This is a genomic window from Faecalibacillus sp. MSK20_93 (assembly GCF_020589945.1).
Classification (GTDB): Bacteria; Bacillota_I; Bacilli_A; order Erysipelotrichales; family Coprobacillaceae; genus Faecalibacillus; species Faecalibacillus intestinalis.
The window spans coordinates 39,456-61,380 of the sequence record NZ_JAJDKA010000002.1 but is presented as its reverse complement, the minus strand read 5'-3'; the positions used below and the strand labels follow the sequence as shown (position 1 = coordinate 61,380).

The window sequence follows — 21,925 nt, the reverse complement described above, 5'->3', positions numbered from 1 at the left end:
GTAGCCATCACCGCCTTTCCAAATCGCGCAAGTCCAACCTTAGAAACAGGGAGAGCGAAATGGCTGTTGGTAAAAACAGATATGCTAACAGTGTCAAACAAATAGGTATTAAATCCTCCCCAAAGGCATTGATCTGCAAGCTATGAGATAGCCCTACAACCCAATACTTGTAGAGGGAATAATCCATATCCAGTGCTGTACTTATCTTTGTGAGATATAAATACAAAACCCCCAGCATAAAAAATGCGGTAATCGTAACAATGATCCGATGCCGGAGCAGGTAACTTAACAAATTGAGAAATGCAGTGTAACCTAAAAAGCACAGGCATTGAAACAAAAGAAAGACTCCGATTGCAGAAAACGAATACTCTATGTCATACCGGGATGCTCCCATCATCAGAATTGACAAATACGCAACACCAAAGCATACAAACAGAAAAAATAAAACGCCACCCCATGAGGCCAGCAGTTTTCCAAAGAATAGGTGTACTCTGCTTGTCCCTTTAGAAAGTGTGATACTGTATGTACCGGTATGAAAATCTTCTGTAAAGTATAGGCACAAAAAGAGCGTCAATGGAAAAATCAGACTGTAATCTGAAAACAGAAACTCCGTGAACGAAACCAGTGATATAACCGGAAGCATACCATTTACCGAATTGTGATAAAAGGTCAGGGCAAGCGCAAAGACAAAAAACGCAGCCAATACGAGGCAGGCCCAAAACAGGCGGCTTTTGCGAATACGGAACAACTCACTTTGCATCGTCTGAATCACTCTTTGCACCTCCTGTCATTTTCAAAAGATAGTCGGTCGGCTCCATACCGGCAAGCCAGATTTCTGATACCTCTATCCCGGAATGAACCAGCAGCGTATTGATTTCCCCGGATTGCTCATTACAATGAAAAATTCTAATCAGGTCATGACCCAACACTTCAAAATCCGGGAACTGCTGGCTTAAAATCGTAATAGCCCGTTCTAATTGTGGAGTTCTTATCTTTATGCACCGCTGGCAGCTCTCTTTCAATTCCCCAGCCGTAAGCTCACAAAGCAACTTGCCATCTGCCATCACGCCATATTTGGATGCAAGCCGGGAAAGCAGCGTATAATCCTGTCCAGAGATTAAAAGTGTGGTATGGTTGATTTCATGCAGATAGTTCAGAACAGAAAGCAGGTGTTCACATTCTCCCTTATCTAGCCCGGAAAAAGGATCGTCCAAAATTATCATATCTGGATTTCCCAAAAGGGCAACAGCCAAATTCACTAAACGCTGGGTAGATAATGGCAATCGCCGTACCGCCTTTTTCTCTTTCAGGTTCAAATGCAGTATATCTAAAACATGGATTTCTGTGGTTCCAAAAACGGAAGAAAAATAACGCAGCATATCAGCAGGTGACAGAGAGCCGATTGTCACAGGCTTTTGTGGTACAAACCCAATCCGGCGGCGCTCCTTCTGATAGTCTATATTGCCAAATAATTTGAGCGTACCAGCTTGAGGTCTAAGTGTACCTATAATGGTTTGCAACAGTACAGATTTCCCGGCGTGATGGCCGCCATACAGTGCATAGATTTCTCCGCGTTTTACCTGAAACGCGATATTTTTAATTCCATTTCCATCCGGGAAAACATAGGTCAACCCGGCTGTTTCCAAAGCAGTCTCCAAAATAATCATCCCCTTTCCATGCTGTCTTATTGTAGCAGACTGGTGTGCAAACTTCATAAGATTTCTCTAAGGATTAGCCCTGCATTTTGAAACCGAGGCCCCAAACCGTCTGAATATACTTTTCCTCTGGATTGACCTTGGCAAACTTCTTGCGGAGATTTCCAATGTGGACATTGATTGCATTATCGTCCCCGATAAAATTTTCATTCCACACGCTTTCAAAAATATTGTTCTTTGTGAATACCTTTGAGGGCGAGGACATCAGAAGTTGCAAAATCAGGTATTCATACCGTGTCAAAGTAATGGGGGTATTCCTGATTTTAGCCTCCATAGCTTCTGTATCAAGGGACAAGTCCTTAAAGCGAAGTATTTTGCTATTGTTGGGGGTGGTAGACTTCTGAAAGCGCCGGAGCACTGCTTCAATCCGCACCAGCAGCTCTTGATTGTCGAATGGCTTTGTGATGTAATCATCTGCACCATTTCGTATGAGGTTCACTTTGCTGTCTATATCCGTTTTAGCGGACACACCGATAATCGGAATATCCATCGTGCTTTTCATCTTTTCCAATACTGTTTCCCCCGGTATGCCGGGCAGCATTAAATCAAGTAAAATTAAGTCAAAAGTGCCTTTCTCAATCAACAGAAGCGCCTCGCTTCCAGAATATGCAGAGGTTACGCAATAACCATGTTGGGTCAAAAGCCGCTTCGTCATATCATTGAGCAGCACATCATCTTCAATAATCAGAAGATGTGGGTGTGTTCCAGTTTCCATACTATTATCTCCTTATCATTTCTCAGATTTCCGAATTAAAGCTCACATATTATTTTAATTATACCGTCTCTGTTGCATTAGAGCAAGGCAGAACCACTTTTGAAATGAAACAAAATACTACCTTACATCAAATTTGATTACATTCTCATAACCTGACCAGAAATGTACAATGATATAGGGTGATATGAGAATGAACCAAGATGAAAGAAGGTTTGACTTTCACGGCCTCGGGGCAGCTCTCAAACGAGCCAGAGAAGAAAAGGGCTGGACACAAGCCTATGTTGCGGAATTAGTAGACCGTGACTCCCGTACCATTATGAATATTGAGAACAAAGGTCAATATCCCAGCTTCGACCTTTTTGTTAAACTCATTACTATGTTTGACGTTTCAGTTGACCAGTTTATTCATGCGGACGGAGGGGCAAGGTCAAGCTCTTGTAGAAAGCACATTGATGTACTTCTAAACTCCATGAATGAAAAAGAGCTTGTCGTGATAGAAGCCACAGCCGAAGGCATTAAGAAAGCCAGAGAAACGGAGGTTCCAGAATAAGGGCCTCTGTTTTTTTGCGTCATTTTAGGGGCTGTCGCTAAGTGGCAAGCAATGCCTCTGTGGCCACAAGTGGCACAAAGGCGGCTTGTTGGGGCTCGCCCCAAACCCGTATCTTCGGGCCAACATGGCCCGAAGTGTCAGCGTCGCTTTGCTCCTTGTTTTCATAACCTTAACGCTCCTTTTCCTGCTTTCTTCCCGGTTCGGTGTAGCCCATCAGAGTGTCAATGTTCGCTTTGATCGTGACGATCTCCTGCATATCCCGTCGTGCCTTCTGGTATTCTCCATAGAGCTGTTTTTTCTTTGCTGTGAGCTTGCGGCCTTCCTCCTTCAGCACATCCATTTTAGGGAGCTTCGCCCCTCCCAGCAGAGAGCGCATTTCCGCTTGTGCACCCCGGTACAGTTCAAGATCGGCCTCATGCTCCGCAAGGAATTTCCGGCTGTACTTCGTCGCCTTATACTGCTCAAAGACCGGGCGTGTTTTGGCATACTGAACCGTTGCTGCCTTTAACCCGGCATTGGTTTTCATGGCCTGTTCCGTCTGCTTGATCTGCTCGGAAATGGCATGGAAACGGTCTGCCGCCTCGGTGGCTTTCTGCGCCAACTGCTCATAATCGGTCAGTCCATTGTCTTGTATATAGGCAAGAGCGGCGGCCATCTGCTTAATGTTAAATACCTTCGCCCAGCGTTCATATCCCGGCCCCTTACCGGCAGCCAGCTTCGCTTGAATATCCACCGCCAGACTGATTTTCCGCTCCGAGTGCCCGGGGCGTTTTTCTTTGCCCTCAATGGCGGCCAAAACATCTTGCAAGTCGTAGCCGTCCCCCAGCGTGGAGGCACGCAGACGGGTGAAGCGTTCCTGCCCCTGCCCGGTTAGCCGGAAGCTGATACCGCCTCCCCGAACCTTCTTGACTTCATATCCGGCCCGTTTCATCAGGGCAAGAAATTCGTCCAAATCGGCGGGGCGTTCCGCCAGCGCAGTATCAATGGCAAGGCGCAGCCTGTCCTGATAGGAAAGCGGCCCCTTCCGGTCTTTCTGCCATTCTCCATAATTCCGATACTTACCCTTGCTCCGGGGCTTCGGGTTCTCCACAATGGACAGCCCGTTTTCAAGACACAGCCTGTCAGAGAGCCGACGGAGGGCGAAGCTGGAGCCCCAAAAATTTCGGAATTTCCGGGCGCAGTCAAGGGTGGTGGAGTTGTAATAAATGTGACAATGGATGTGCTGCTTGTCGGTGTGCGTGGTAACGATAAAAGCGTGCCGCCCCTTTGTCCAGCGCATAGCCAGCTCATAGCCGATACGGTTCGCCTCCTTCGGGGTGATCTCGCCCGGATAGAAGGATTGTCGTATCTGATAGCACAGCACATCATTTTCTTTTTTCTGTTCCCGGCCCGTCATAGCGGCATAGCTGGCCTTTGCCAAAAGGAACTCGTCTGCCACGGTGGCCGGATCACATTCATAAGCGGAGATATACTTTCCGCTTTCTGTTTTCTCCGGGTCCTTGCCATAATCCAGACAATCCCGGATAGCCTCAGCAATCGTTTCGCCTTCGCCCGCATGGCGCTGTAACAAAGTTGTGGTAGCCAGAAATCATCCCTCCTTTCCATGAGAAAAGGGCGGCCCATTCAGACTGCCCCGACTTCGGGCCAGTATGGCCCGAGGCTGCTTAACTTGCCAGAAACCGGTACAGAGCGGATTTGCCTCCGTCCAGCGCCCAAAGAAGGGAGCCCGCCGCCGCTTGCAGTCCATACGGCGAAAGAAGGAAGGCAAGAAACAGAAATACAATCCCGCCTATGGGCGTCGGCGTGAAAAAGAGAGCGACACCCAGCACCACCAGGATCACAGAGGCAATCGTCAGCAGGACGGCACAAATATCAAACAGGAACACCAGCAGAGCCGCCAAAAGGGACAGCGCCAACGCAAAGGGAGCAACCAATATTTTCAGCAGTATCTTCATCTTCAAAACCTCCTTTATCTATCCTTCCTACCTCTATTTTATCATGCCTGCCCGGGGACATAAATGTTGCGAAAGATTAGTGAATCCTGTCCCAAAACTTCGGGTCATGCTGGCCAGAAGTTTGATGGTTTTATCTAAAAAGTTATGATATAATGAAATCAATATTTTGGTTAGACGAGGTGATGAACATGGGGAACAGCAGAGACGACTTTACTTCAGCAACAAAGGAATTACTGGCAAATCGGGTTGGTAGAAGATGTAGTAATCCTGCTTGCCGAAAGTTGACTTGTGGGGCAAATACCAATCCTGAAAAAATTACAAATATAGGGGTAGCAGCTCATATCTGTGCAGCGGCTCAAGGCGGTCCACGCTATGACGCTTCTATGACACCCGAAGAAAGAAAGTCGTTTGAAAATGGAATTTGGTTATGCCAGTCTTGTTCTAAATTGATTGATACGGATATTACTCGTTATCCTAAAGAACTGCTACAAAGTTGGAAGCAGCTTGCAGAACAGACAGCAATTTTAGAAGTCGAAACTACTTCTTCCACACCTGCCTTTGAAAAAGATAAAGAGCTTGTCCAATTTTATTTGGAGTGCTTTGATCGTCCAGCCTTTCAAGATGACATTTATCAAGAAGGTCGAATGGAGGATTTTGATAAAGCGATTGAAGATACGCTAATTGCCTTGAATACAGGGGTACTAAGAACTCGTGATGGCTCCATATTAAAACAGGCTGATGGAAAATCTTCTGTCCAAAACTCTTTATGGAGAGAAAAACTCTATACTATCACTGATATGCTAACAGCAATTCGCAGACGATTGAAAATAGCCAAAAAGGAAAACGCCTATTCGACATATGGCACAGGCGAAGATGTCGCTTATTGTTTCTATGATCGTGAGCTTGCTGAATGGCTTAATTCTACACGAGAAGAAATACTAAAAATTCTATCGTCTATTTGTAAAGAGGCTGGACTTCGGGAATTACATTTTCGGAAACATAGATATAGATGGTAAAAAGAACAAGGCGGCAGGTCCCAACATCGGAACCTGCCGCCCTCGTCTTACTTTGCCACCAGCTCGGAGAGCTCCCGCAGCACCTTTGACACCTCGCCCCACAGTTTTTCATAGTCCCGCTTCAATCCGTCGATTTCCTCCGGGTACACGCCATAGGTATGCGCGTGTACGGCGACCTGATTGAGATTGTTGGAACAGCGCCGTTGCAGAGAGATCAGCTCTTTTACGGGCGCAAGGTCGATGTGCAGGATATACCCGTTCAGAGCCATTTTCCGTACATAAGCCCCGGCGTTGGAAATGCCCGCCTCGGCCATCCGTTCATGGATGGCTGCCAGCTCGTCCGGCGTTACCATGACGTGCAGATGGACATTCCGCTTGCGGTTCTCCATCAGCGTTCCAGCTCCCGGCCTTTCCGGCGCTCTTTGGGCTCCTTTACCTTATCAAGCGGTTTTGCGTCCAGCTCCGGGGGCGTGGGCGGGATGGGCGTGTTGTTGGGTACGCCGTCGATCATGTTGCAGTTCTGCTCTGTGGAGAGCTCGGCGGTTTTCAGATAGTTGTCTTTTTCGTGCATGGCGATCCTCCTTTATCGGTCCTCATGGTTTTTATGGCTCCGCTTCTGTCCGGACTCCTTCGGGGGTTCCTGCCCTCTGGTTCCTTCTTTGAGCCGGGCGGTAATGGATGGGCGCACCCGGTCAGGATTGCCCGGTGCTGGTTTCAGTTCATAATCCCCCATCTGCTTTTCGGTCAGCGGCTTTGCGTAGGTCAGTTCGCCCCATGCCATCAGCCTGCCGTCTGCCACAGGACGCCGCCTGTCATCATCATAGTTGACGATGGAAAGAGGCTGGTTATCCGGCGGCTTCGGGTAGGTGCCTATGTCCACGGGCCGCTGGGTGGAATAATATCGGTAAACGCCCTCCGGTCCCAGCTCGGTATGCTTGACCGCCGCATGGTAAAGCTGCTGATAGTCGTCCACCCGGCGGTCAAAGTCCCTCTGCGCCCACGCCTGACTGGTTCCATAGCGGCCCCAGTAGTAATCCCGATGGCCGTTTTCCCCCTCGGTAAACTGCCAGGTCACAAAGGGGCTCGGCGCTCCCGGATTATGCCCCAGCGCAAAGCCGTGTCCGGTTTCAAAGGTGGTAGCTTTCAAAATCACATATCCTTGTACTGTCTCCAAGAGATACCTCCTTTCTGTGCCTCGGGCTAACATGACCCGAAGTGCTGGATGTTACGAAATAAGAGGGCAGACCGGGGAGGAATGTAATAAGATATTCCTACCCCGGAAACACCCTCAAAAAAGCCCGGAATGTCAAGCCTTTGGAGGCGGCAAATCGTAACAGCCGCCCGGCCTTTTCTCCCGCATTTTCCTCATGCGTTCCCGGCTTTTCCGGCGGTTCCCTTCGGCCTTGCAGGCGTCGGAGCAGTAGGCTTGACGCCCCTCGGGCAAAAATGCCTTTCCGCAGACCGCACAGGCCCGCAGCTCCGGGGAGATGCCTTCCGTTGTCAGCGCCGCTTGAAGCTCCGGGTTAAGGGGCAGGACAGCCTCACGGAAATAACGGCAGTACGCCCCTGTCCAGCACTTGTGCAGCATATAGCAGGCACAGTCAAGAGGAAAGCACAGGCCGCTTTCCCGGTCATAGTTGGCGCACATCCCCGTGACCAGAGTGCGGATTTTTTTCTTCTCGTCACGGGTCAGCTCCCGGGCGTCCATTTATGACTTCGGGCCACGATGGCCCGAAGGGCGGGGCTCCACGATCAGCGCCCGGAACTTCTTCCGGCACTGTTTTTTCTTTCCTTTGCACTCCTTGTAATAACGGCATCCCTTACAAGGGTCGTCATTGTCCCAGCCGGGGTGCGGTACTTCTTTCATCATTCGTTCAAAAGGGCTGCTTGTAAAATTCATTCTCATTCCTCCGTATCTTCCTCCCACGGCGGGGTATCTTCGTCCTCGGGTTCCTCTGCGATCTCCTCCAGCTCCCCGTCCTCATATTCGCAGTAATCATCCTCCAAATCCGGGGCTTCATGCTTCGGCTTGTAAATCTTGAAATAGTAACCAATTCCACCGCCGGCCAGCACCACCGCACCGATCAGGAGCAGAGAGAGAAGGGGTCTGTCCTTTTTCTCCGGCTCGAGTTCCGGTACTTCCTCCACCGGTTCGGTGGGCTTTGGCTCTGGCTCCGGGGTCACTTCTTTGGGCGGTTCCTTACCCTGTTCGGCAAGAGGCAGAAGGTCGTCTGTGGTAACGGTATTGAGGAAATAGACGTTCTCGCTGGTTTTCTGTTTGTCGATCACCAGATAAAACACGCTCTCGTCTGCGGTGGTGATGGTGTAGAACTCCTTTCCATCCTCGTCGGTGGCGTTATCCACCACGGTTCCCGTCCCGTCCGGGGTAAAGGGGTTCTGGGTTTCCGGCTCTGCTTCGGTTTCTGCCGGGGAGGGAGCTGTCTCCGGCTGCGGCTCGCTGCTCTGTGCATAAGCCGGGACTGTAAAGATCAGGCAACACAAAAGGCTGGCAGCCATCGCCGCCAGCCTGCGAAATTTAGTTTTCTTCATGGGCTGTGTCCTCCTTTTCGGGTGCCTTCGGCTTCGGGTCAGTATGGCCCGAAGTGGTAAGGCTATTTTTGGGGTCATTCAGAAAAGCCATAAGCTGGGCGGGCGTCAGTTTGAGGGAGCGCACCGCCTGCACGATCTGGCTGTTTTCTTCCTCCTGTTTCTGCTTTTCCAGCTCCCGGATTTTGGTCTGCCACTCGGCAGCCTTCTCCCGGGCTTTTTCCAGTTCCTTATCGAGCTTGTCGATCTTGTTCATGCAAGGACTCCTTTCCTCTGGCTCACAAACGCCCGAAGGCATAGAAATGTGTCTGCCAGTAGCTTGAATTGATGTTTGCGTATTGGATGGGCGAACCACAATGAAGCATCATCCCGTCGCCCACATAAATCCCCACATGGGACACAGGGCCGGGGCTGTCATAGGTTCCCGTGAAAAAGATAATGTCGCCGGGCTTTGCCTCGGAGGGGGAAATGATAGCGCACTGGTTGTAAATGCCCTGCGCTGTGGTACGGGGCAGGTTGTGGACGCCGCTGGCCGTGTACACCCAGCAGACAAAGCCCGAACAGTCGAAGGAGGTGGACGGGCTGGAGCCGCCCCACACATAGGGCCAGCCGATGTACTTTGTGGCTTCTTCCATGAGCGCCGCAAAAGCCGGGTCATCCAGCGCCTCGCCGGGTATCTCATAGCTGGGGCCGGTATCTTCGCCGCCGTTGTAAATCCCTTCCCACAGATAGGGCTTGTTGCCTTTGAGCTGCTGCATGACGGTGTAGATTTCCCGCTGCTGTTCGTTAAGCCTCGGCAGGATCACGGCAGGCAGCGTTTTGTTTGTTAGGGTCACATTTAAGATGTAATACTCATAGGGGACTTCCTCGGTGGTGGTTTCCCCGGTCTCCGGGTCGGTGCTGGTTTCGGTACGGTAGCGTATCTCGACTTCCTCTGTCAAGGTCAGCTCATACTGTGCCTCGAAGATTTCTCGCAGTTCGTCCTGCACCTGTTCCCGGAAATACACATGGTACTTTGCCGAGAGATAGGACGCCAGCTCATAGGGGTTATGGCCGATCTCGTCCACGGAATAGCGGTACTCGTCATAGCCGGGATGGGTGCTTTCAATGTTCGCTACCGTCTGCGCCAGCTCGTTTTCCAGTGCCGTGTAGTCCTCGTCTACGCCCAGCAGGTCCGTATCCTCCGAGGCGTAGGAGGTGCCGGATAACGCATTGGCAAGGCCGCTGCCAAGCGTGGGGAAGATGGAGCTTACCGCCGACACAAGAAAACAGAGCAGCAACAGCAGGAGCAGGACCAGCACCGCCACGGGATGGCGGGTCACAAACTGCGCCGCCCGCCGGGTCGCAGTTCCCGAAGCGGCAGCGGTTTTCTTTGCGGCCTTTGCGCCCTGTTTTGCAGCCGCATTTGCTTCTTTGGAATACCGGCGTTTCAGTTTCCATTTCTGCTGCACACGGGAAAGCGGATTGCTGGCAAGCTCCGGGTGATCGGAGGCCATCTTTTGAAAATCCACATTGGCCCGGGCTTTTATGTCCTTCCGTTCCCACTTTGCCACCTTCCGGGCCGGGTGCTCCCGGTATCTCCGTTTGGCATACCGAGTCAGTTTCCGGGCTCCGGCCTCGGCCACAAGTTCCGACTTATGGGCTCCTTCCACACCCACATTTTCATGCTCAACTTCGTGAATTTTGTTGTGGAGATAAAACCACGCTTCGGTGCGGGCTCCCCGGACAGCTTTCTTCGCAAGCCCCGGCGGTTTCTTCGCTGCCCGTTTTGCCTCGGTCTTGTCCAGTTTCTCCCGAGCCTTTCCCAGCTTTTCCCCGGCGTGTTCCGCTTTTGCCTGTGCTTTCTGGTACTTATCCTTTTTGCTCCCGGCCTTCTCGGCAGAGCCCTCCGGCTCCTGTGCCTTGCCGGTATCCTGCGGCCCGCCCGCTTCATCCTCCTGCCTCATGCGGTCAGAGGGACGGCTTTTCCGGCTGTCCTCTTGAAACTTGCCGCTTTTGGACTTCGGGCCATCATGGCCCGAAGGGCTGTCCGGTCCGGTATCCTCGTCCTCAAACCGCAGGCGTCGGGACGGTGCGGGGGAAGGCCCTTCCCGTTCAGCCGGTCCGGGGCGATTGCCCCCGGTATCCTCCGTCGGCCCCGTCCTCTGAAAATTCCGTTTATCCGGTTTCTTTCCGATGATGTATCCCTCCTTTCCAAACCTCGGGCCATCATGGCCCGAAGTGCGTTATGCCCGGTTCATTTCCTGTTTTTTGTCCTCCGGGCGGGTGGTCATAATGGCGTACAGCTCGGTATTCTGCGGGAAGCGGTCAACAAACGGGATGGTGGTATTCCCGAAGAACAGCAGCCCTTCGCCGGAATTGGTATGGGTCACATAGGAAAGCTGGTGGGGGCTGATCCCAAGCTGTTTGGCTAAAATCTGCCGGTCGCCCTGTGCCTGCGAGAGCAGCACAAGGAAGTCCGAGTTTTCAAAGATGTTCTCGATCTCCGGGCTTGCCAGAAAATCCTTCACGTTCTGCGTTAAGGCGCTGGGTACGCAGCCCTTCTTACGGAGCATTTTCCAGATCGCCACACAGTAGCTTGCCGTCAGACGGTCACGGAGCAGCACATGAAACTCGTCGAAGTAGCACCATGTAGCGATACCGCGGAGGAAATTCATGGACACCTGCGAGTTTACCAAGTCCTGCATAATGAGCATGGCAATCGTCCGAAGCCCGGCCCCCAGCTTTTTTAAGTCAAGACATACCAGACGGCGGTTTAAGTCCACATTGGTTTCATGGTTGAACACGTTAAGGGAACCCGACACATAGATTTCAAGGGCAGTTGCCAGCCGTACCGCCTCGCCCTCCGGCTGGGAACAGAGCAGGTCATACAGGGTTTGGAGGGTCGGCATTTTGCTTGTTTCCGGGTCCTGCAAATGTTCCCGGTACATCTGGCGTACACAGCGGTCAATGACGGTCCGCTCCACCGGCTGCAAGCCATCCTTGCCGCCAACAATCAGCTCCATCAGCGACAGGATAAAGTCGGCTTTCAGCGCCATCGGGTTTTCCTCGTCAAAGCTCAGGTCAATGTCCATCGGATTGATGTGGTGGGGGCTGTCCGGGGCGATCTCGATGACCTGTCCGCCCAGCCGCTTGATAAGGGGCGAGTATTCGCCCATCGGGTCCACCACAATGATCCGGTCACGGGTGGCAAGGAACACGTTCACAAGCTCCCGCTTTGCGGCAAAGGATTTGCCGGAGCCCGGCACGCCGAGGAACAGGCCGTTGGGGTTTTTGAGCTTTTTCCGGTTTGCCATGATGACGTTATGGGAAAGTGCGTTGAGCCCGTAATAGACGGCTTCGCCATCCATGCGGAGCTCCTGCGTCATAAAGGGAACGAAAATGGCCGTGGAGCTGGTCGTCATGCCGCGCTTGATCTCAATGCCGTTATGGCCCAGCGGAAGGCTGGAAAGAAAACCATCCTCCTGCTGGAAGTCCAGCCGCTTCAAGGTGCAGTTGTATTTCTGAACGATACCAGATACCGTGAACAGGTCGTTGTCCAGCTCCCGGCGGGTCGGGGCCATGTTCACTACAAGTAAGGTCAGCAGGAACATTCGCTCGTTCCGGCTCTGCAAATCTTCCAAGAGAGTCTTTGCGTCGTTGCTGTACGTCACAAGGTCGGGCGGGAGTATGTCCATGTCATACCCGGCCCGGGCGGCTTTCTTCTGTTCCTCCACCTTCATCTTGTCAATGTCGGAGACTTTGGCCTTGATGGATTTTACGGCAGCGGCCTGATCGACGGTTTGGATATGGAGAGTGATGGTCATTTCCGCATCCATTTCCAAAAGCTCCGCCAGCAGCTTGTCCGAGAGCTCTGAGGCCAAAATCTGCAAGTAGGAGGCAGCGCCCCAAGTCGTCCCCACCCGGAACAGACGGCTGAAACGAAAATCGAAACTGTCCGGGGCGATAAAGTCTTTGGTGGAAAGCCCGGTTTTGGGGATCATATCCCATGAAAACCGGAAGGGGGAGCCGCTGCCGGGGTGGAGCTGCCCGTGAAGAAGCTCCAGCCGTTCCAGCCCCGAAAGGGAGCGGCACTTGACGCCCAGCTTTTTGAAGTTCCCGCAAATGTCCGCCTCTACACGTTCCAGCCTTGCCCTGGCGGTGGGAAGGTCGTCCACATTCACGCCGAAGGTCAGGAGCTTTGTGCGGACAATGCCGTTGTTGCTTTTGGCGATCTGGTTTTCCAGCATTTCCACATACTCACACCGGACGCTGTTGTAATCATCGTCCTGCATGGGGATGTTCACGCTGTACCGGCTGCCCGGGCGGCTCCGGTGGTTGAGGAAGGAAAGCTGGAACGGAAGGCTGCTGTCAAAGTAGTTGAGGCAGGCGCTCCACCCGTCAAAGATGGCTGCCTGATCTTCGGACTGTGCGAGCTGGTAGTTGATGTCCTCGTATTCAATGGTTTTGGTGTAATAGCGGTCCGCTAACCGGCACACCCCGTCCCGGTACATTTCCCGGTAAGGGAGGGTCTGCTGGGCGGTGGTGGGAATGTTCTTTCCTTTCGTGAACAGGCCGGTAAGGCCCTGCTTTTCAGGTTTTCTGCCTGCGGGCTTTCCGGCCCTTCTGCTGTTTCGCAATCGGCTGCGCCTCCTTTCTGGCGCTAAGCAGCGCATAGAAGTTTTCGGTTTTGTAAGGCCGCACACGGGGATAGAGGAACCGGGTGCGGATGATGTTTTTCAGCACTTTTTCCAGCGGCAGACCGTCCCGCTCATACATAGCCAGAAAGAAGAACGGGAGCATGAGGCCGATCATCAGGAACATGGCGGCGCTGTTCCCGATACTGCCACGGGAAAACAGGTAGGCCGGGAGGCCCACCGCCGCCGCGCTGGAAAAACAAACAAGCTGGCGCTTCGTTAGGTTGAAGGCCAGCTTTGTCTTGATTTTGGAAAGGTCTTTTGGTACTGGCACATAGGCCATTTTGGTACACCTCCTTTATTGCTTCGGGCCAGCATGACCCGAGGTTATCTTGCGGCCTCTTTGGCCGGGGCTGTGCTGCGGGCAGCTTCGGCGGCCTCTCGTCCGCTCTGCCTTGCCCGCCAGTATTCGGGGTGATACTGCCGGATGGACTGATTGAGTTTTTCTTCAAACTGTCCTTTGTCCTTAATGCGGTCAGGGATTTTCCACAGCTTTTTGTCCAGCAGCTCCCGGAGCACTACGCTTTCCTGTGCGTCCTCCTCATAGCAGATATAGCCCTTGTCCTTGAAGCCGCATTTTTTGGCCGCTGGGGAGAGAACGGCGGCTACCTCGTTTGCCACCATCGTTCCGCCGTGGCTGGCGGTAGATACCAGAAACACCCCCGGACAGAGGGTTTCACAATTCTGCACCTCGCCCCACGGGGAGCTTTTCGGCGCATGGAACATTCCGCCCGTCCGGCTCCGGTCCGCCTGCATGAGCGCCGCCTTTTCCAAGATGGCTTTCAGTTCCGGGGAAAAGTAGGCGTATTCCCGCAGGACACGGGCGGCCTCCCCACCGCAGGCGTTCATCAACAGGGTATAGGCGTCGCTGTCCGCTTTGGTACAGCGGCCCAGCAGTTTTCCGTCGTAATAGCAGGCCGCGTCATAGCCCGTCCGTTTGCGTGGCATGGTTCCCGCCTCCTTTCTGCTTCGTGCCAGCATGGCCCGAGGTCAACGCTCTGCACTGCGGCTGGGCTTTTCCTTCGGAGGCCGCTCTGCCTTTGCCTGTTCGGCAGCCGCTTTTCCGGCTTTGAGCTGGTCGCTGATGGACACACGCCCCACAGAGCCGCGCTCCGCCATCTGTTCCAGCTTTGCCTCATAGGCTTGCAGAACAGCAGTATTGAGCTGTTCCCGGAACTCCTTTGTGACAGGGTAGGCCATATCCCGATAGCCGCCTTTGCCGTCCGGCTGGCTGGGCATCCCAAGAAAGAGGCCCTTGCTGCCCTGTACGATTTTCAGATTTTCCACCACAAAGCAGTCATTGAATTTCACGCTGGCAAAGCCCATCAGATTTTTCACAGGTTCGATGACCCGCACGCTTACATCCAGCTTCAACGGTGCGGCCGGGGTGGTGTTTGCAACCTTTTCCTGCATGGTTTCCTCCTTTCCGGCGGGAACAAGGTTCCCGTCCTTGTAGTCATAGCCTTCCGCCCGGAGTGCCGCCAGCATGTCCGCCGATACGCACCCGGACAGTTTCAGATCGGTTTCCACCATAAAGCGCATGGTGTCTGCTTTAGAAAATTCTTCGGGGAGCTTTCCATAGAAAGCCGGGTGCGGCTGTCCGTCCGCACCCTGTTTGTAACGCCGAGGCATACCGCCTCCTTTCCGCTTCGGGTCAGCATGGCCCGAAGTCTCTTAATGGCAGCCGAAGATGGATTTTGCAAGACTGCCTGTTTTGAATAAGGTAAAACACAGCAGCACCGTATATCCCACGCATCCCCAGATCGCCCCGATGGGGTCGCCGTCGGTGGCGATACTCTGGATCAGCACCGCATAGATGGCGACACAGACTAAGATCAATAGACCTTGAAAGCCCACCGCAAAGAGGGAGCGGAAATAGTTCTGCCCCATGTGTCCGGTTTCCCTGTTGGGGACTGTGGCAAACGGGATAGGCGCTAAACTTGTGAGTAAATAAATTTCAATCATACGGCCATATACGATGACGAAAATCACGATGTTTAAGGCAATCATGGTAAGCTGGATCAGGAAGGACTGGAGCCAGAGTCCGAACAGAGGGCCTAACTCCATCGCCTCAAGCTCTGTCCGCAGACTGTCCAGCACATCCGGCGTGATCTCTGTCCCGTTCTGGATAATGCCCGCTGACTGCTGTATCACATGCTGGCTCACATCAAAGACCGCCAGCACGATATTGAAGGTATTCGTCAGGATCATCACAGCCACAAAGGTTTTGAACACCCACTTAAAAAACATCCATGTGTCAACTTCATGTAGGTTGTTGCGTTCTATGAGCATCTGTATCAGTTCATAGGTCATAACAAAAGTGAGGATGACCCCGGCGATTGGCAGAATGGCAGTTTCGGAGATCTGTCGTATCATGGAAAAGACCCCGGCGTTCCAGTCCGCCGGGGTCGTGCCTACCTGTGTGGCGATTTCGCCAACGCTCTGATTGACGTTATCGAAAAGGCCATCCAGATTTCCCATGATACCATCGACGAGCAGACCTTTCAGCCATTCAACGATTGCGTCGATGATAAAGTCCATACATCAGCTCCTTTTCTGGAAAAGGGACAACGGGTGACACTTAGCTGAACAGGCCGGACAGCAGAGGGATAAGCTGAAGGCCGATCAGAACGACACCGCCGCCCGCCATGAGCTGCTTAATGCCCTGTGATTTTGCCGCAGGGTTGTCCGACCCGTAACCTTCCAGAAGGTTGATGACGCCCCACACCGCCAGACCGGCGCCAAGAGCCATGACCAGAATTTTAAGAATGTCGATTGCCTGATTGAAAAATTCCATATACGTTCCTCCATTTTGTTTGATGGTTTTGGGTACAAAAAAAGCCGCCCACATCGGCGGCGCTTCGGGTCATCATGGCCCGAAGTTACACAAACTCGTCGCTGTCCAGATCATCGAAATTCAACAGGTCAGCTTCTTCGTCCGTGTCGGAGCCGTCCACTTCGTACACCGTGTATTCGTCCTCCGGCTTTAGTCTCAATGGCCGGTGGCGGAACAGGCTTTCCAAGCGGAAGGCGTTTTTCTTTTTATCAAATTCGGCTGTGTACTTGTAATTCGGGTGCTTTTTCAAGTCATACTTCGGGGACAGGAAGGGCGGGAGCCCCCGAAGCTGCAAGATACATTTATCCCCGGGCATGGTGGTGATCTCGCTGGTGGTCATCAGCTCCCGGCCAAGCCGCTGCATATTCTGGCTGTAACTTTCAGACTGTCCACGGCTTCGGCCCTCGGTCTGCATGGAGATGGTGGCCTTGCCCAGCCAGTTTTCCGAAATATCCTTTAGGGTGGAAGCCTCCCGGCCTCCGAGGAACACGATGCTGTCCATGTTTCCCATGATGGTTTCGGAATGGTCTTTGTACAATGCCTTGCACTGGCTCATAGCCTGATAAAAGAGCGTCAGGCTGATCTCACGGGAGCGGATGACAGCCACGATCTTTTCCAGCCCCGGCACCTGCCCGGTGTTGGCAGCCTCGTCCCATAGCACCCGCACATGGTAGGGCAGACGCCCGCCATAGGTGTTATCAGCCCGTTCACACAGAAGGTTGAACATCTGCGAAAAAGCGAGGGCAACCAAAAAGTTGTAGGTGGTGTCCGTGTCGCTGATAAGAAAGAACAGCGCCGATTTTTCGTCCCCCAGCTTATCAAGCTCCAGCTCGTCATAGGACATGATCTCCCGGAGCTGTGGAATGTCAAAGGAAGCCAGTCTTGCACCGCAGGAAATCAAAATGCTTTTGGCTGTCTTGCCGCTGGCGAGCTTGTATTTCTTATACTGCCTCACGGCGAAGTGCTGGGGGCTGCGACGTTCCAACCCGTCAAACATATAGTCCACCGCGTTTTTGAAGGTTTCGTCATCCTCCCGGACTTCCATGCTGTTTATCATTTCCACCAGCGTATTCATGTTGCGTTCTTCCTCCGGCCCCTCAAACACGATGTAAGCCACAAGGGCGCAGTACAAAAGGGTTTCGGCTTTGGTCCAGAACTCGTCGCCCTCCTTGCCGTCGCCTTTGGTGTTGGCGATCAGGGCGGTAACAAATTTCAAAACATCGCTTTCTGTCTTGATATAGGCCAGCGGATTGTAGTGCATGGATTTTGAAAAGTCGATACTGTTGAACACCCGCACCCTGTATTTCTCCCGTTGCAGAAACCGCCCGCACTGGTCGAGGGTGCCGCCCTTCGGGTCTACCACCACATACGAGGAATGGGCTTGAAGGAGCTGCGGGGTCAGCCAGAACCTTGTCTTGCCCGAACCGGACGAGCCGATAACGCAGGCGTTCAGGTTCCGGGCATTGGCGGGTATCTTCGGACGGGTGTTCATGGTAAGGAACTCCGTCCCGGTCAGAATGACATTGTTCTGAAATTTAGGGTCAACAAACGGCTTTATATCCTCCTTTGTTCCAAAGCGGGCGGTGCCGTATTCCGCATCCCGCCGGAATTTTTTCGCCTGCCTGATCTTTGACTGTATCAGCAGATACACCCCAGCCGCACCGGCAAGGCCCACCAGCAGGTCAATACCGCCCAGCCCCGACCAGTAGGTTTCAAAGGCTTTGGGGAAGGTATCGAGCATCCCCATGAGCTTTGTCCCGAAGTCTGTGCCGGGGGCGATCCGGTAGGCCGTCCCGATTTTGGAGAAGAACCAGAACACAAAGAGGTACGGCAGGTTTGGGAGCACATATTTTCTGATCTTGTCACTCAACGTCCGTCCTTCACCGCCTCTCTGGTCTGCTGCTTTTCCTTTGCCTGTGTCCTGATCTGCTCCGTGAATTTCCGAAGCTGGCCGAGGATGGAAGCCTTGTCCTGCTCTTTGTTCAGCACCTTTGCGCTGTACTTCTGGAAGGCCGCCGTGATAGCGTCCGCCTGATTAGCCTTGAAAAACAGCAGGTAATGACCGTGGCTCACTTTATGGAAAGCGTAGTCCACATGGAACTCCTTTGCGATCCGGTCAAAATCCTTTGGGGCTCCCACATAGGGCATGGCGCTTTTGCCGCCATAGTGGTTCATCAGCTTTTTTACACTCTGGCGTCCCTGCGGGGTCAGCGCCTTCCGGTGGTGCTTTTGCAGCGCCCGCGCTACCTTCCCAAGAGCGGTAGCCAGCACTTTTCCCGTGAGCTTCGTTGCCCTGATCGAAAGGGCAACCGTTTTTTGGTTTACTTCTTCCTGCATAAAACCTCCTTTCCGTCGGGGTTCCCGCTATCCGGGAGGCCCCCGTACAATCTCGGGGAACAGAAAACCTCGGGTCAATGTGGCCCGAGGCTTACCGCTCGGCATCCCTGCCGGACGAAGCTTTCTTTTCCGGCTCCGTCTGGACTTTTTCGCCCTGTTCCCGCATGGTCTGCAAGATAGAGGGCTTCTTTTGAAGCTGGGAGGGCTTTTCGCCGGACAGTGGCTTGATACATTCCAGTCGGTCAGCCGCCCGGATGGCGTTGTCCGTGAGCTGCCTCTGCCATGCGCCCACGCTGGGAGCCCAGCGAAAGCCGCTGCTTTTCAGCTCGGCCCGGGTGTCCGCGTCAGGCTTTCCATCAAAGAATACCTGCAAGCGGTTGTCCTCCCGGTTCATCTCCACACGGCCCCCATCGAACTCCCAGCCGGAAAACTCCCGCTGTGCCTGTTTGGAAAGCTGTTCGATACGGGCCTTTACCCGGCGGATCTCCGCATTGTTGTTAGTAAGCTGGTAGCTTTCAAAGGGCCTCGGGTCGCTCCGCCAGCTTGACGCCATGCTTGCTTTCAGCTTTTCGATCTGGTCTGGCGACAGCAGCGCACAGCCATCCAGCTTGCCATGCTTGCGGTAATAGGCGTTGACCTCCTTCATAATGAGCTGGGAGCGTTCCAGCCCGTCCAGCTTCTTCTGGAGCTTTTCAATCGCTGCCGGGTCATCGGCGCTGATCCCGCCCATACCGGTGCTGCGTATCTTATCCAGCAGCCCTTGAATATACCGCCATTCCTCCATGTTGCTATCCCTGGCCCGGTTCTGTTTTTCCTTCTTTCCTACCGGGAAATTGGCAGGTCCGGCGATCATCACAGAGGGAACCCTTGCGTCAATGGCAAAGCTCTGGTTCATGTTTTCGGCCAGCTTGCGGGCGTAGGTGTCTAACAGATGGTCGATCTTCTCATGGTACATGGGGTCCACCCGGGATTTCTGCTGTTCCGCTATGGCGGCGGCCTTGTCTACCATTGCCCGGTATTCCGCCGTTGCGCTCCCTTCCTTGTAGTCGGAAAAGCTGTTCATTTCTTTTGCCCGGCGGGCGGCCCCTTCATTGATAGGGTAATAGTTGATGGTATGCACCTCCTTCATGCTTCGGGCCATGCTGGCCCGAAGTCTTACCGTTCTTCATGGGAAGGCCCCGCCTTGTCCTTTTTCGGAGCGGGCGGGGCTTCTTGAAACCGTTTGAGTGCAGCGAGAATGGAGTGGACAGGCTCGGCCTTTTCAGGATAGGCAAATATCCGGTGTTCCGGCGGAATGTCCTGCGGCCCGTGGTAATACTCCTTGAAGCCCTCCGGGACTGCCGACACATACCCACCGGGAGCGAATACGCCGCCCTCGTTGATACGCACATCCCGCCCGTATGCTTCATAATCGAAGTAGTTCTGAATGTGCTCCGGTATGTCGATGGTCCCCAGCTCGTCGGCGTAAAGATGGCCCAGCCCTTCATCATCGGAAATATCCGGGTAAAAGCGGTAAAGGTCAAGGTTCTGCGTCAGGTTTATCAAATCCTTCACGCTCCTTGTGTGGTTTCCTAAGACAAGAGCGGCTTCAAAGGTTTCCAGTCCGCCCTTATCCCGTACTTCCAGCAGGGCGTGGCCCAGCTCGTTCAGCTCGTCGATGTTCTCACATTCGTAGAGATAATCGTAGAGCCCCAGCACATCACTGTCAAAGCTGGTAAAGAACACTTCGCTGTACCGTTTCCCGTCTATCCCGATTTTGGCAAGGGCGGCCTGCAACTCCTGTGTCGTCATGGGGAAATGTACCGTTGTCCCTACCTCAATCCCCATTAAGGGGTATAGGGCTGTATTGGTTATATAGGCTTCAAACATGGGCTCATTCCTCCTTTCCGGCCCGGTCAGCCAGCACCTCATAAATCCCGGCCATAATGTAATCGGCGCAAGGGAGGGCAATCGCATTTCCCAGCGCCTTGTAACGTTGCAGAGGCCGGATCTCCACGCCGTCCGCCCCGTACTTTGTCCAGCCCTCCGGCAGCCCCATCAGCCGTTCGCTTTCCGTTTCCGTCAGAAAACGGATACAGCCGCCCTCCGGGTCGCCCTCATACCAGAAGGCAAAGGGCGTTACATCACTGGCTAAAAGAGTGGGAAAAGGGTCAGTTGGTAATCCGAAGCTGTTTCGGAAGGCCGTTTCTTCCTGCCTTTTTGCCGCTCCCCGCATACGGAAGCACTGAAAGGGGTGGATGACTGGTATCTGCCACCCTGTTTCAAAAGAAGCTGTTCGATCTCCTTCGGCGGCGGCCCGCCCGCCCTCTCCGCAAGGCGGAGGAAGTGGGAGCATTGGACGGGGCTTAAATAGTATGTCTGCGGCACGTCTGCCTCCAAAATCCGCCACGACGAAAATCCGCTGCCTTCGTGCCAGCCTTCGGGAGCCTGCCCAATACTGGGCGTCCATGAGCCGCCAGCACACATCAGGCGTTCCCCCTCGCACCATTCCGGCGTTTCCCCATCTTCCCGAAGGAGGCATTGGAACTTCGGTGTCCGAGAAGGCGGATAGGACGGCTCTAAAGTCCATCCGGTCATTTGTAGAAAACGCTCCCATGACGTTTTCCCAAACAGCGATAGCTGGATATAGGTTATCAGTAGCATCCCTCATTTCCTGTATGATACGAAACGCCTGATAGAACAGGCTTGATTTTGCCCCGGCAAGGCCGGAGCGGTTGCCGATCAGAGAAAGGTTCTGACAGGGGGAACCGAAGGTAATTATATGGACAGGTGGGATTTTCCCGCCGTCCACCTTCGTAATATCCCCCAAATGCACCATGTCGGGAAAGTGCCTTTTGGTTATGGAGATGGGCGCTTTTTCAATCTCACTGGCCCATACCGGACGGATACCGCACCGGGAAGCAGCCAGAGGGAACACGCCGATCCCGTCGAAAAGGCTTCCCAGCTTAATGTCCGGCATGGCCCGGGGTGCCGTGTCCCTTCACGGCAAGCACCCCTTCCAGTGTGGTCGCCGCAATGCCCAGCCGCCCGGCAACCGCAATATCGTTTTTTACATCCTCGTCCACAACGCTGCCGCAGACGATCAGGGTATGGGAGCGCCGCAGCATATCCCGCCGCATATCAATCCCGGCCTTGTGTTCCTCGGGAACGCTGTCATTCAAAAACAGCGGCAGATACAAGAGCGGGCAGATTGGGGAAAAGCCCGCCTCATAAGCAAGGCGGCAGTAGTGGGCCGCCAGCTCCATATCAACATCCGGCTCGCCGCTCCATGCGGCGGTCAGGTACGCTAAAGGTCGTTTCATTGGTTGAGCCTCCATTTCTGTTTTGGTTTAGGGAAAAGCAAGGTATCGCCCAACCCCTCCGCCCCTTCCCCCGGGAAGGGGAACGGCTCTGGAGAATTTATATCCCCGTCGCTTGACCCGGAAAAAGCATAACCGGGAGAAATCCGTCAAGGGTGCCTCTGGCACCGCCTGCGGCGGCGCTGCCCTTGACTGATTTTCCCGGCTATGCTACGGAATAACTGGCGACGGGGAATAATTTATATCTCCAGAGCTTCGGGGCGCGGGGCAGAGCCCCGC

At 53.5% G+C, this 21,925-nt stretch carries 27 protein-coding genes and 1 pseudogene; 2 read left to right on the top strand and 26 right to left on the bottom strand.

Annotation, left to right across the window (positions count from 1 at the left end):
- Positions 1–7: 7 nt before the first annotated feature.
- Genes LJD34_RS01140 through LJD34_RS01130 form a run of 3 tightly spaced genes read right to left on the bottom strand, consistent with a single transcriptional unit; the run spans position 8 to position 2,430 of the window.
- Positions 8–772, bottom strand: coding sequence for an ABC transporter permease (locus tag LJD34_RS01140; protein WP_028087201.1), 765 nt, complete (start codon positions 770–772; stop codon positions 8–10).
- Entirely contained in the window at positions 750–1,715 is a 966-nt protein-coding gene (locus LJD34_RS01135; RefSeq protein WP_227358983.1) for an ATP-binding cassette domain-containing protein, read from the bottom strand. Before LJD34_RS01135 ends, LJD34_RS01140 begins: the two co-directional genes overlap by 23 nt.
- A 16-nt stretch (positions 1,716–1,731) precedes the next feature.
- Entirely contained in the window at positions 1,732–2,430 is a 699-nt protein-coding gene (locus tag LJD34_RS01130; RefSeq protein ID WP_004064254.1) for a response regulator transcription factor, read from the bottom strand.
- A 184-nt stretch (positions 2,431–2,614) separates the two neighbouring features.
- Here LJD34_RS01130 and LJD34_RS01125 point away from each other — a divergent pair, with 184 nt between their 5' ends.
- Complete coding sequence (locus tag LJD34_RS01125) at positions 2,615–2,980, top strand: helix-turn-helix transcriptional regulator (protein ID WP_004064252.1); 366 nt, start codon at positions 2,615–2,617, stop codon at positions 2,978–2,980.
- A 169-nt stretch (positions 2,981–3,149) separates the two neighbouring features.
- On the opposite strand, the gene LJD34_RS01120 is transcribed toward LJD34_RS01125, so the two are convergent.
- Positions 3,150–4,550, bottom strand: a complete 1,401-nt coding sequence (locus tag LJD34_RS01120; protein WP_227358982.1) for a relaxase/mobilization nuclease domain-containing protein — start codon at positions 4,548–4,550, stop codon at positions 3,150–3,152.
- Between the two features lie 94 nt (positions 4,551–4,644).
- Positions 4,645–4,935, bottom strand: a complete 291-nt coding sequence (locus LJD34_RS01115; protein WP_023042378.1) for a CD1845 family protein — start codon at positions 4,933–4,935, stop codon at positions 4,645–4,647.
- 152 nt (positions 4,936–5,087) lie between these two features.
- On the opposite strand from LJD34_RS01115, the gene LJD34_RS01110 reads away from it, so the two are divergent.
- Positions 5,088–5,951 (top strand): hypothetical protein, encoded by an 864-nt coding sequence (locus LJD34_RS01110; RefSeq protein WP_227358981.1) that lies wholly within the window; start codon positions 5,088–5,090, stop codon positions 5,949–5,951.
- A gap of 47 nt (positions 5,952–5,998) precedes the next feature.
- Here the strand turns inward: LJD34_RS01110 and LJD34_RS01105 are convergent, their stop codons facing one another.
- From LJD34_RS01105 to LJD34_RS01005, 21 genes and pseudogenes are all read right to left on the bottom strand, one after another.
- A complete protein-coding gene (locus LJD34_RS01105; protein WP_015553878.1) occupies positions 5,999–6,340 on the bottom strand; it encodes a plasmid mobilization protein in 342 nt (113 codons plus the stop codon).
- Positions 6,340–6,522 carry a DUF4316 domain-containing protein gene (locus LJD34_RS01100; protein ID WP_003500078.1) on the bottom strand — a complete coding sequence of 61 codons (183 nt, stop codon included), beginning with the start codon at positions 6,520–6,522 and terminating at the stop codon, positions 6,340–6,342. The genes LJD34_RS01105 and LJD34_RS01100 overlap by 1 nt, the downstream gene beginning before the upstream one ends.
- Before the next feature lie 12 nt (positions 6,523–6,534).
- Complete coding sequence (locus LJD34_RS01095; RefSeq protein WP_412531080.1) at positions 6,535–7,158, bottom strand: hypothetical protein; 624 nt, start codon at positions 7,156–7,158, stop codon at positions 6,535–6,537.
- Positions 7,159–7,257: 99 nt separating this feature from the next.
- Complete coding sequence (locus LJD34_RS01090; protein ID WP_227079950.1) at positions 7,258–7,659, bottom strand: cysteine-rich VLP protein; 402 nt, start codon at positions 7,657–7,659, stop codon at positions 7,258–7,260.
- Complete coding sequence (locus tag LJD34_RS01085) at positions 7,660–7,851, bottom strand: hypothetical protein (RefSeq protein WP_003500082.1); 192 nt, start codon at positions 7,849–7,851, stop codon at positions 7,660–7,662.
- Positions 7,852–7,853: 2 nt separating this feature from the next.
- A complete protein-coding gene (locus LJD34_RS01080; protein ID WP_227079949.1) occupies positions 7,854–8,501 on the bottom strand; it encodes a DUF4366 domain-containing protein in 648 nt (215 codons plus the stop codon).
- Positions 8,488–8,754, bottom strand: coding sequence for a DUF4315 family protein (locus tag LJD34_RS01075; protein WP_227079948.1), 267 nt, complete (start codon positions 8,752–8,754; stop codon positions 8,488–8,490). Before LJD34_RS01075 ends, LJD34_RS01080 begins: the two co-directional genes overlap by 14 nt.
- A gap of 22 nt (positions 8,755–8,776) precedes the next feature.
- A complete protein-coding gene (locus LJD34_RS01070; RefSeq protein WP_217212287.1) occupies positions 8,777–10,444 on the bottom strand; it encodes a C40 family peptidase in 1,668 nt (555 codons plus the stop codon).
- Positions 10,445–10,723: 279 nt separating this feature from the next.
- A complete protein-coding gene (locus LJD34_RS01065) occupies positions 10,724–13,153 on the bottom strand; it encodes a VirB4-like conjugal transfer ATPase, CD1110 family (protein WP_412531079.1) in 2,430 nt (809 codons plus the stop codon).
- Complete coding sequence (locus tag LJD34_RS01060) at positions 13,071–13,457, bottom strand: PrgI family protein (protein ID WP_158400879.1); 387 nt, start codon at positions 13,455–13,457, stop codon at positions 13,071–13,073. The genes LJD34_RS01065 and LJD34_RS01060 overlap by 83 nt, the downstream gene beginning before the upstream one ends.
- A 44-nt stretch (positions 13,458–13,501) precedes the next feature.
- Positions 13,502–14,122, bottom strand: coding sequence for a DUF7007 domain-containing protein (locus LJD34_RS01055; protein ID WP_227358979.1), 621 nt, complete (start codon positions 14,120–14,122; stop codon positions 13,502–13,504).
- Positions 14,123–14,164: 42 nt separating this feature from the next.
- Entirely contained in the window at positions 14,165–14,806 is a 642-nt protein-coding gene (locus tag LJD34_RS01050) for a septation protein SpoVG family protein (RefSeq protein ID WP_227358978.1), read from the bottom strand.
- Between the two features lie 42 nt (positions 14,807–14,848).
- Positions 14,849–15,715, bottom strand: a complete 867-nt coding sequence (locus LJD34_RS01045; protein ID WP_005927637.1) for a VirB6/TrbL-like conjugal transfer protein, CD1112 family — start codon at positions 15,713–15,715, stop codon at positions 14,849–14,851.
- Positions 15,716–15,755: 40 nt separating this feature from the next.
- The gene (locus tag LJD34_RS01040) at positions 15,756–15,971 is read right to left on the bottom strand and encodes a Maff2 family mobile element protein (RefSeq protein ID WP_016306504.1); all 216 of its coding nucleotides are present in this window, start codon (positions 15,969–15,971) and stop codon (positions 15,756–15,758) included.
- Between the two features lie 85 nt (positions 15,972–16,056).
- Positions 16,057–17,880 carry a VirD4-like conjugal transfer protein, CD1115 family gene (locus LJD34_RS01035; RefSeq protein ID WP_227358977.1) on the bottom strand — a complete coding sequence of 608 codons (1,824 nt, stop codon included), beginning with the start codon at positions 17,878–17,880 and terminating at the stop codon, positions 16,057–16,059.
- Complete coding sequence (locus LJD34_RS01030; protein ID WP_227358976.1) at positions 17,877–18,347, bottom strand: PcfB family protein; 471 nt, start codon at positions 18,345–18,347, stop codon at positions 17,877–17,879. Before LJD34_RS01030 ends, LJD34_RS01035 begins: the two co-directional genes overlap by 4 nt.
- Positions 18,348–18,438: 91 nt before the next feature.
- Positions 18,439–19,476 (bottom strand): hypothetical protein, encoded by a 1,038-nt coding sequence (locus LJD34_RS01025; RefSeq protein WP_227358975.1) that lies wholly within the window; start codon positions 19,474–19,476, stop codon positions 18,439–18,441.
- Between the two features lie 26 nt (positions 19,477–19,502).
- Complete coding sequence (locus LJD34_RS01020) at positions 19,503–20,216, bottom strand: antirestriction protein ArdA (protein ID WP_173763182.1); 714 nt, start codon at positions 20,214–20,216, stop codon at positions 19,503–19,505.
- Positions 20,217–20,220: 4 nt separating this feature from the next.
- On the bottom strand, positions 20,221–20,562 hold the full coding sequence (locus LJD34_RS01015; RefSeq protein WP_227359021.1) for a DNA cytosine methyltransferase: 342 nt from the start codon (positions 20,560–20,562) through the stop codon (positions 20,221–20,223).
- A 330-nt stretch (positions 20,563–20,892) separates the two neighbouring features.
- Positions 20,893–21,306, bottom strand: a pseudogene (locus LJD34_RS01010) (DNA cytosine methyltransferase); the annotation flags it as partial.
- The gene (locus LJD34_RS01005; protein ID WP_009901612.1) at positions 21,293–21,649 is read right to left on the bottom strand and encodes a hypothetical protein; all 357 of its coding nucleotides are present in this window, start codon (positions 21,647–21,649) and stop codon (positions 21,293–21,295) included. The pseudogene LJD34_RS01010 and the gene LJD34_RS01005, both read right to left, overlap by 14 nt.
- Positions 21,650–21,925 lie beyond the last annotated feature (276 nt).

Excerpts from the sequence above, each read along its gene's own strand:
- LJD34_RS01080 (WP_227079949.1), bottom strand. The coding sequence starts at position 8,501 with ATGAAGAAAACTAAATTTCGCAGGCTGGCGGCGATGGCTGCCAGCCTT.
- LJD34_RS01015 (WP_227359021.1), bottom strand. The coding sequence starts at position 20,562 with ATGCGGGGAGCGGCAAAAAGGCAGGAAGAAACGGCCTTCCGAAACAGC.
- LJD34_RS01025 (WP_227358975.1), bottom strand. The coding sequence starts at position 19,476 with ATGAAGGAGGTGCATACCATCAACTATTACCCTATCAATGAAGGGGCC.
- LJD34_RS01135 (WP_227358983.1), bottom strand. The coding sequence starts at position 1,715 with ATGAAGTTTGCACACCAGTCTGCTACAATAAGACAGCATGGAAAGGGG.
- LJD34_RS01075 (WP_227079948.1), bottom strand. The coding sequence starts at position 8,754 with ATGAACAAGATCGACAAGCTCGATAAGGAACTGGAAAAAGCCCGGGAG.
- LJD34_RS01125 (WP_004064252.1), top strand. The coding sequence starts at position 2,615 with ATGAGAATGAACCAAGATGAAAGAAGGTTTGACTTTCACGGCCTCGGG.
- LJD34_RS01105 (WP_015553878.1), bottom strand. The coding sequence starts at position 6,340 with ATGGAGAACCGCAAGCGGAATGTCCATCTGCACGTCATGGTAACGCCG.
- LJD34_RS01020 (WP_173763182.1), bottom strand. The coding sequence starts at position 20,216 with ATGTTTGAAGCCTATATAACCAATACAGCCCTATACCCCTTAATGGGG.
- LJD34_RS01090 (WP_227079950.1), bottom strand. The coding sequence starts at position 7,659 with ATGGACGCCCGGGAGCTGACCCGTGACGAGAAGAAAAAAATCCGCACT.
- LJD34_RS01110 (WP_227358981.1), top strand. The coding sequence starts at position 5,088 with ATGAAATCAATATTTTGGTTAGACGAGGTGATGAACATGGGGAACAGC.
- LJD34_RS01085 (WP_003500082.1), bottom strand. The coding sequence starts at position 7,851 with ATGAATTTTACAAGCAGCCCTTTTGAACGAATGATGAAAGAAGTACCG.
- LJD34_RS01100 (WP_003500078.1), bottom strand. The coding sequence starts at position 6,522 with ATGCACGAAAAAGACAACTATCTGAAAACCGCCGAGCTCTCCACAGAG.
- LJD34_RS01005 (WP_009901612.1), bottom strand. The coding sequence starts at position 21,649 with ATGAAACGACCTTTAGCGTACCTGACCGCCGCATGGAGCGGCGAGCCG.
- LJD34_RS01065 (WP_412531079.1), bottom strand. The coding sequence starts at position 13,153 with ATGCGCTGCTTAGCGCCAGAAAGGAGGCGCAGCCGATTGCGAAACAGC.
- LJD34_RS01130 (WP_004064254.1), bottom strand. The coding sequence starts at position 2,430 with ATGGAAACTGGAACACACCCACATCTTCTGATTATTGAAGATGATGTG.
- LJD34_RS01095 (WP_412531080.1), bottom strand. The coding sequence starts at position 7,158 with ATGTTAGCCCGAGGCACAGAAAGGAGGTATCTCTTGGAGACAGTACAA.
- LJD34_RS01040 (WP_016306504.1), bottom strand. The coding sequence starts at position 15,971 with ATGGAATTTTTCAATCAGGCAATCGACATTCTTAAAATTCTGGTCATG.
- LJD34_RS01050 (WP_227358978.1), bottom strand. The coding sequence starts at position 14,806 with ATGCCTCGGCGTTACAAACAGGGTGCGGACGGACAGCCGCACCCGGCT.
- LJD34_RS01060 (WP_158400879.1), bottom strand. The coding sequence starts at position 13,457 with ATGGCCTATGTGCCAGTACCAAAAGACCTTTCCAAAATCAAGACAAAG.
- LJD34_RS01055 (WP_227358979.1), bottom strand. The coding sequence starts at position 14,122 with ATGCCACGCAAACGGACGGGCTATGACGCGGCCTGCTATTACGACGGA.
- LJD34_RS01045 (WP_005927637.1), bottom strand. The coding sequence starts at position 15,715 with ATGGACTTTATCATCGACGCAATCGTTGAATGGCTGAAAGGTCTGCTC.
- LJD34_RS01115 (WP_023042378.1), bottom strand. The coding sequence starts at position 4,935 with ATGAAGATACTGCTGAAAATATTGGTTGCTCCCTTTGCGTTGGCGCTG.
- LJD34_RS01070 (WP_217212287.1), bottom strand. The coding sequence starts at position 10,444 with ATGAGGCAGGAGGATGAAGCGGGCGGGCCGCAGGATACCGGCAAGGCA.
- LJD34_RS01030 (WP_227358976.1), bottom strand. The coding sequence starts at position 18,347 with ATGCAGGAAGAAGTAAACCAAAAAACGGTTGCCCTTTCGATCAGGGCA.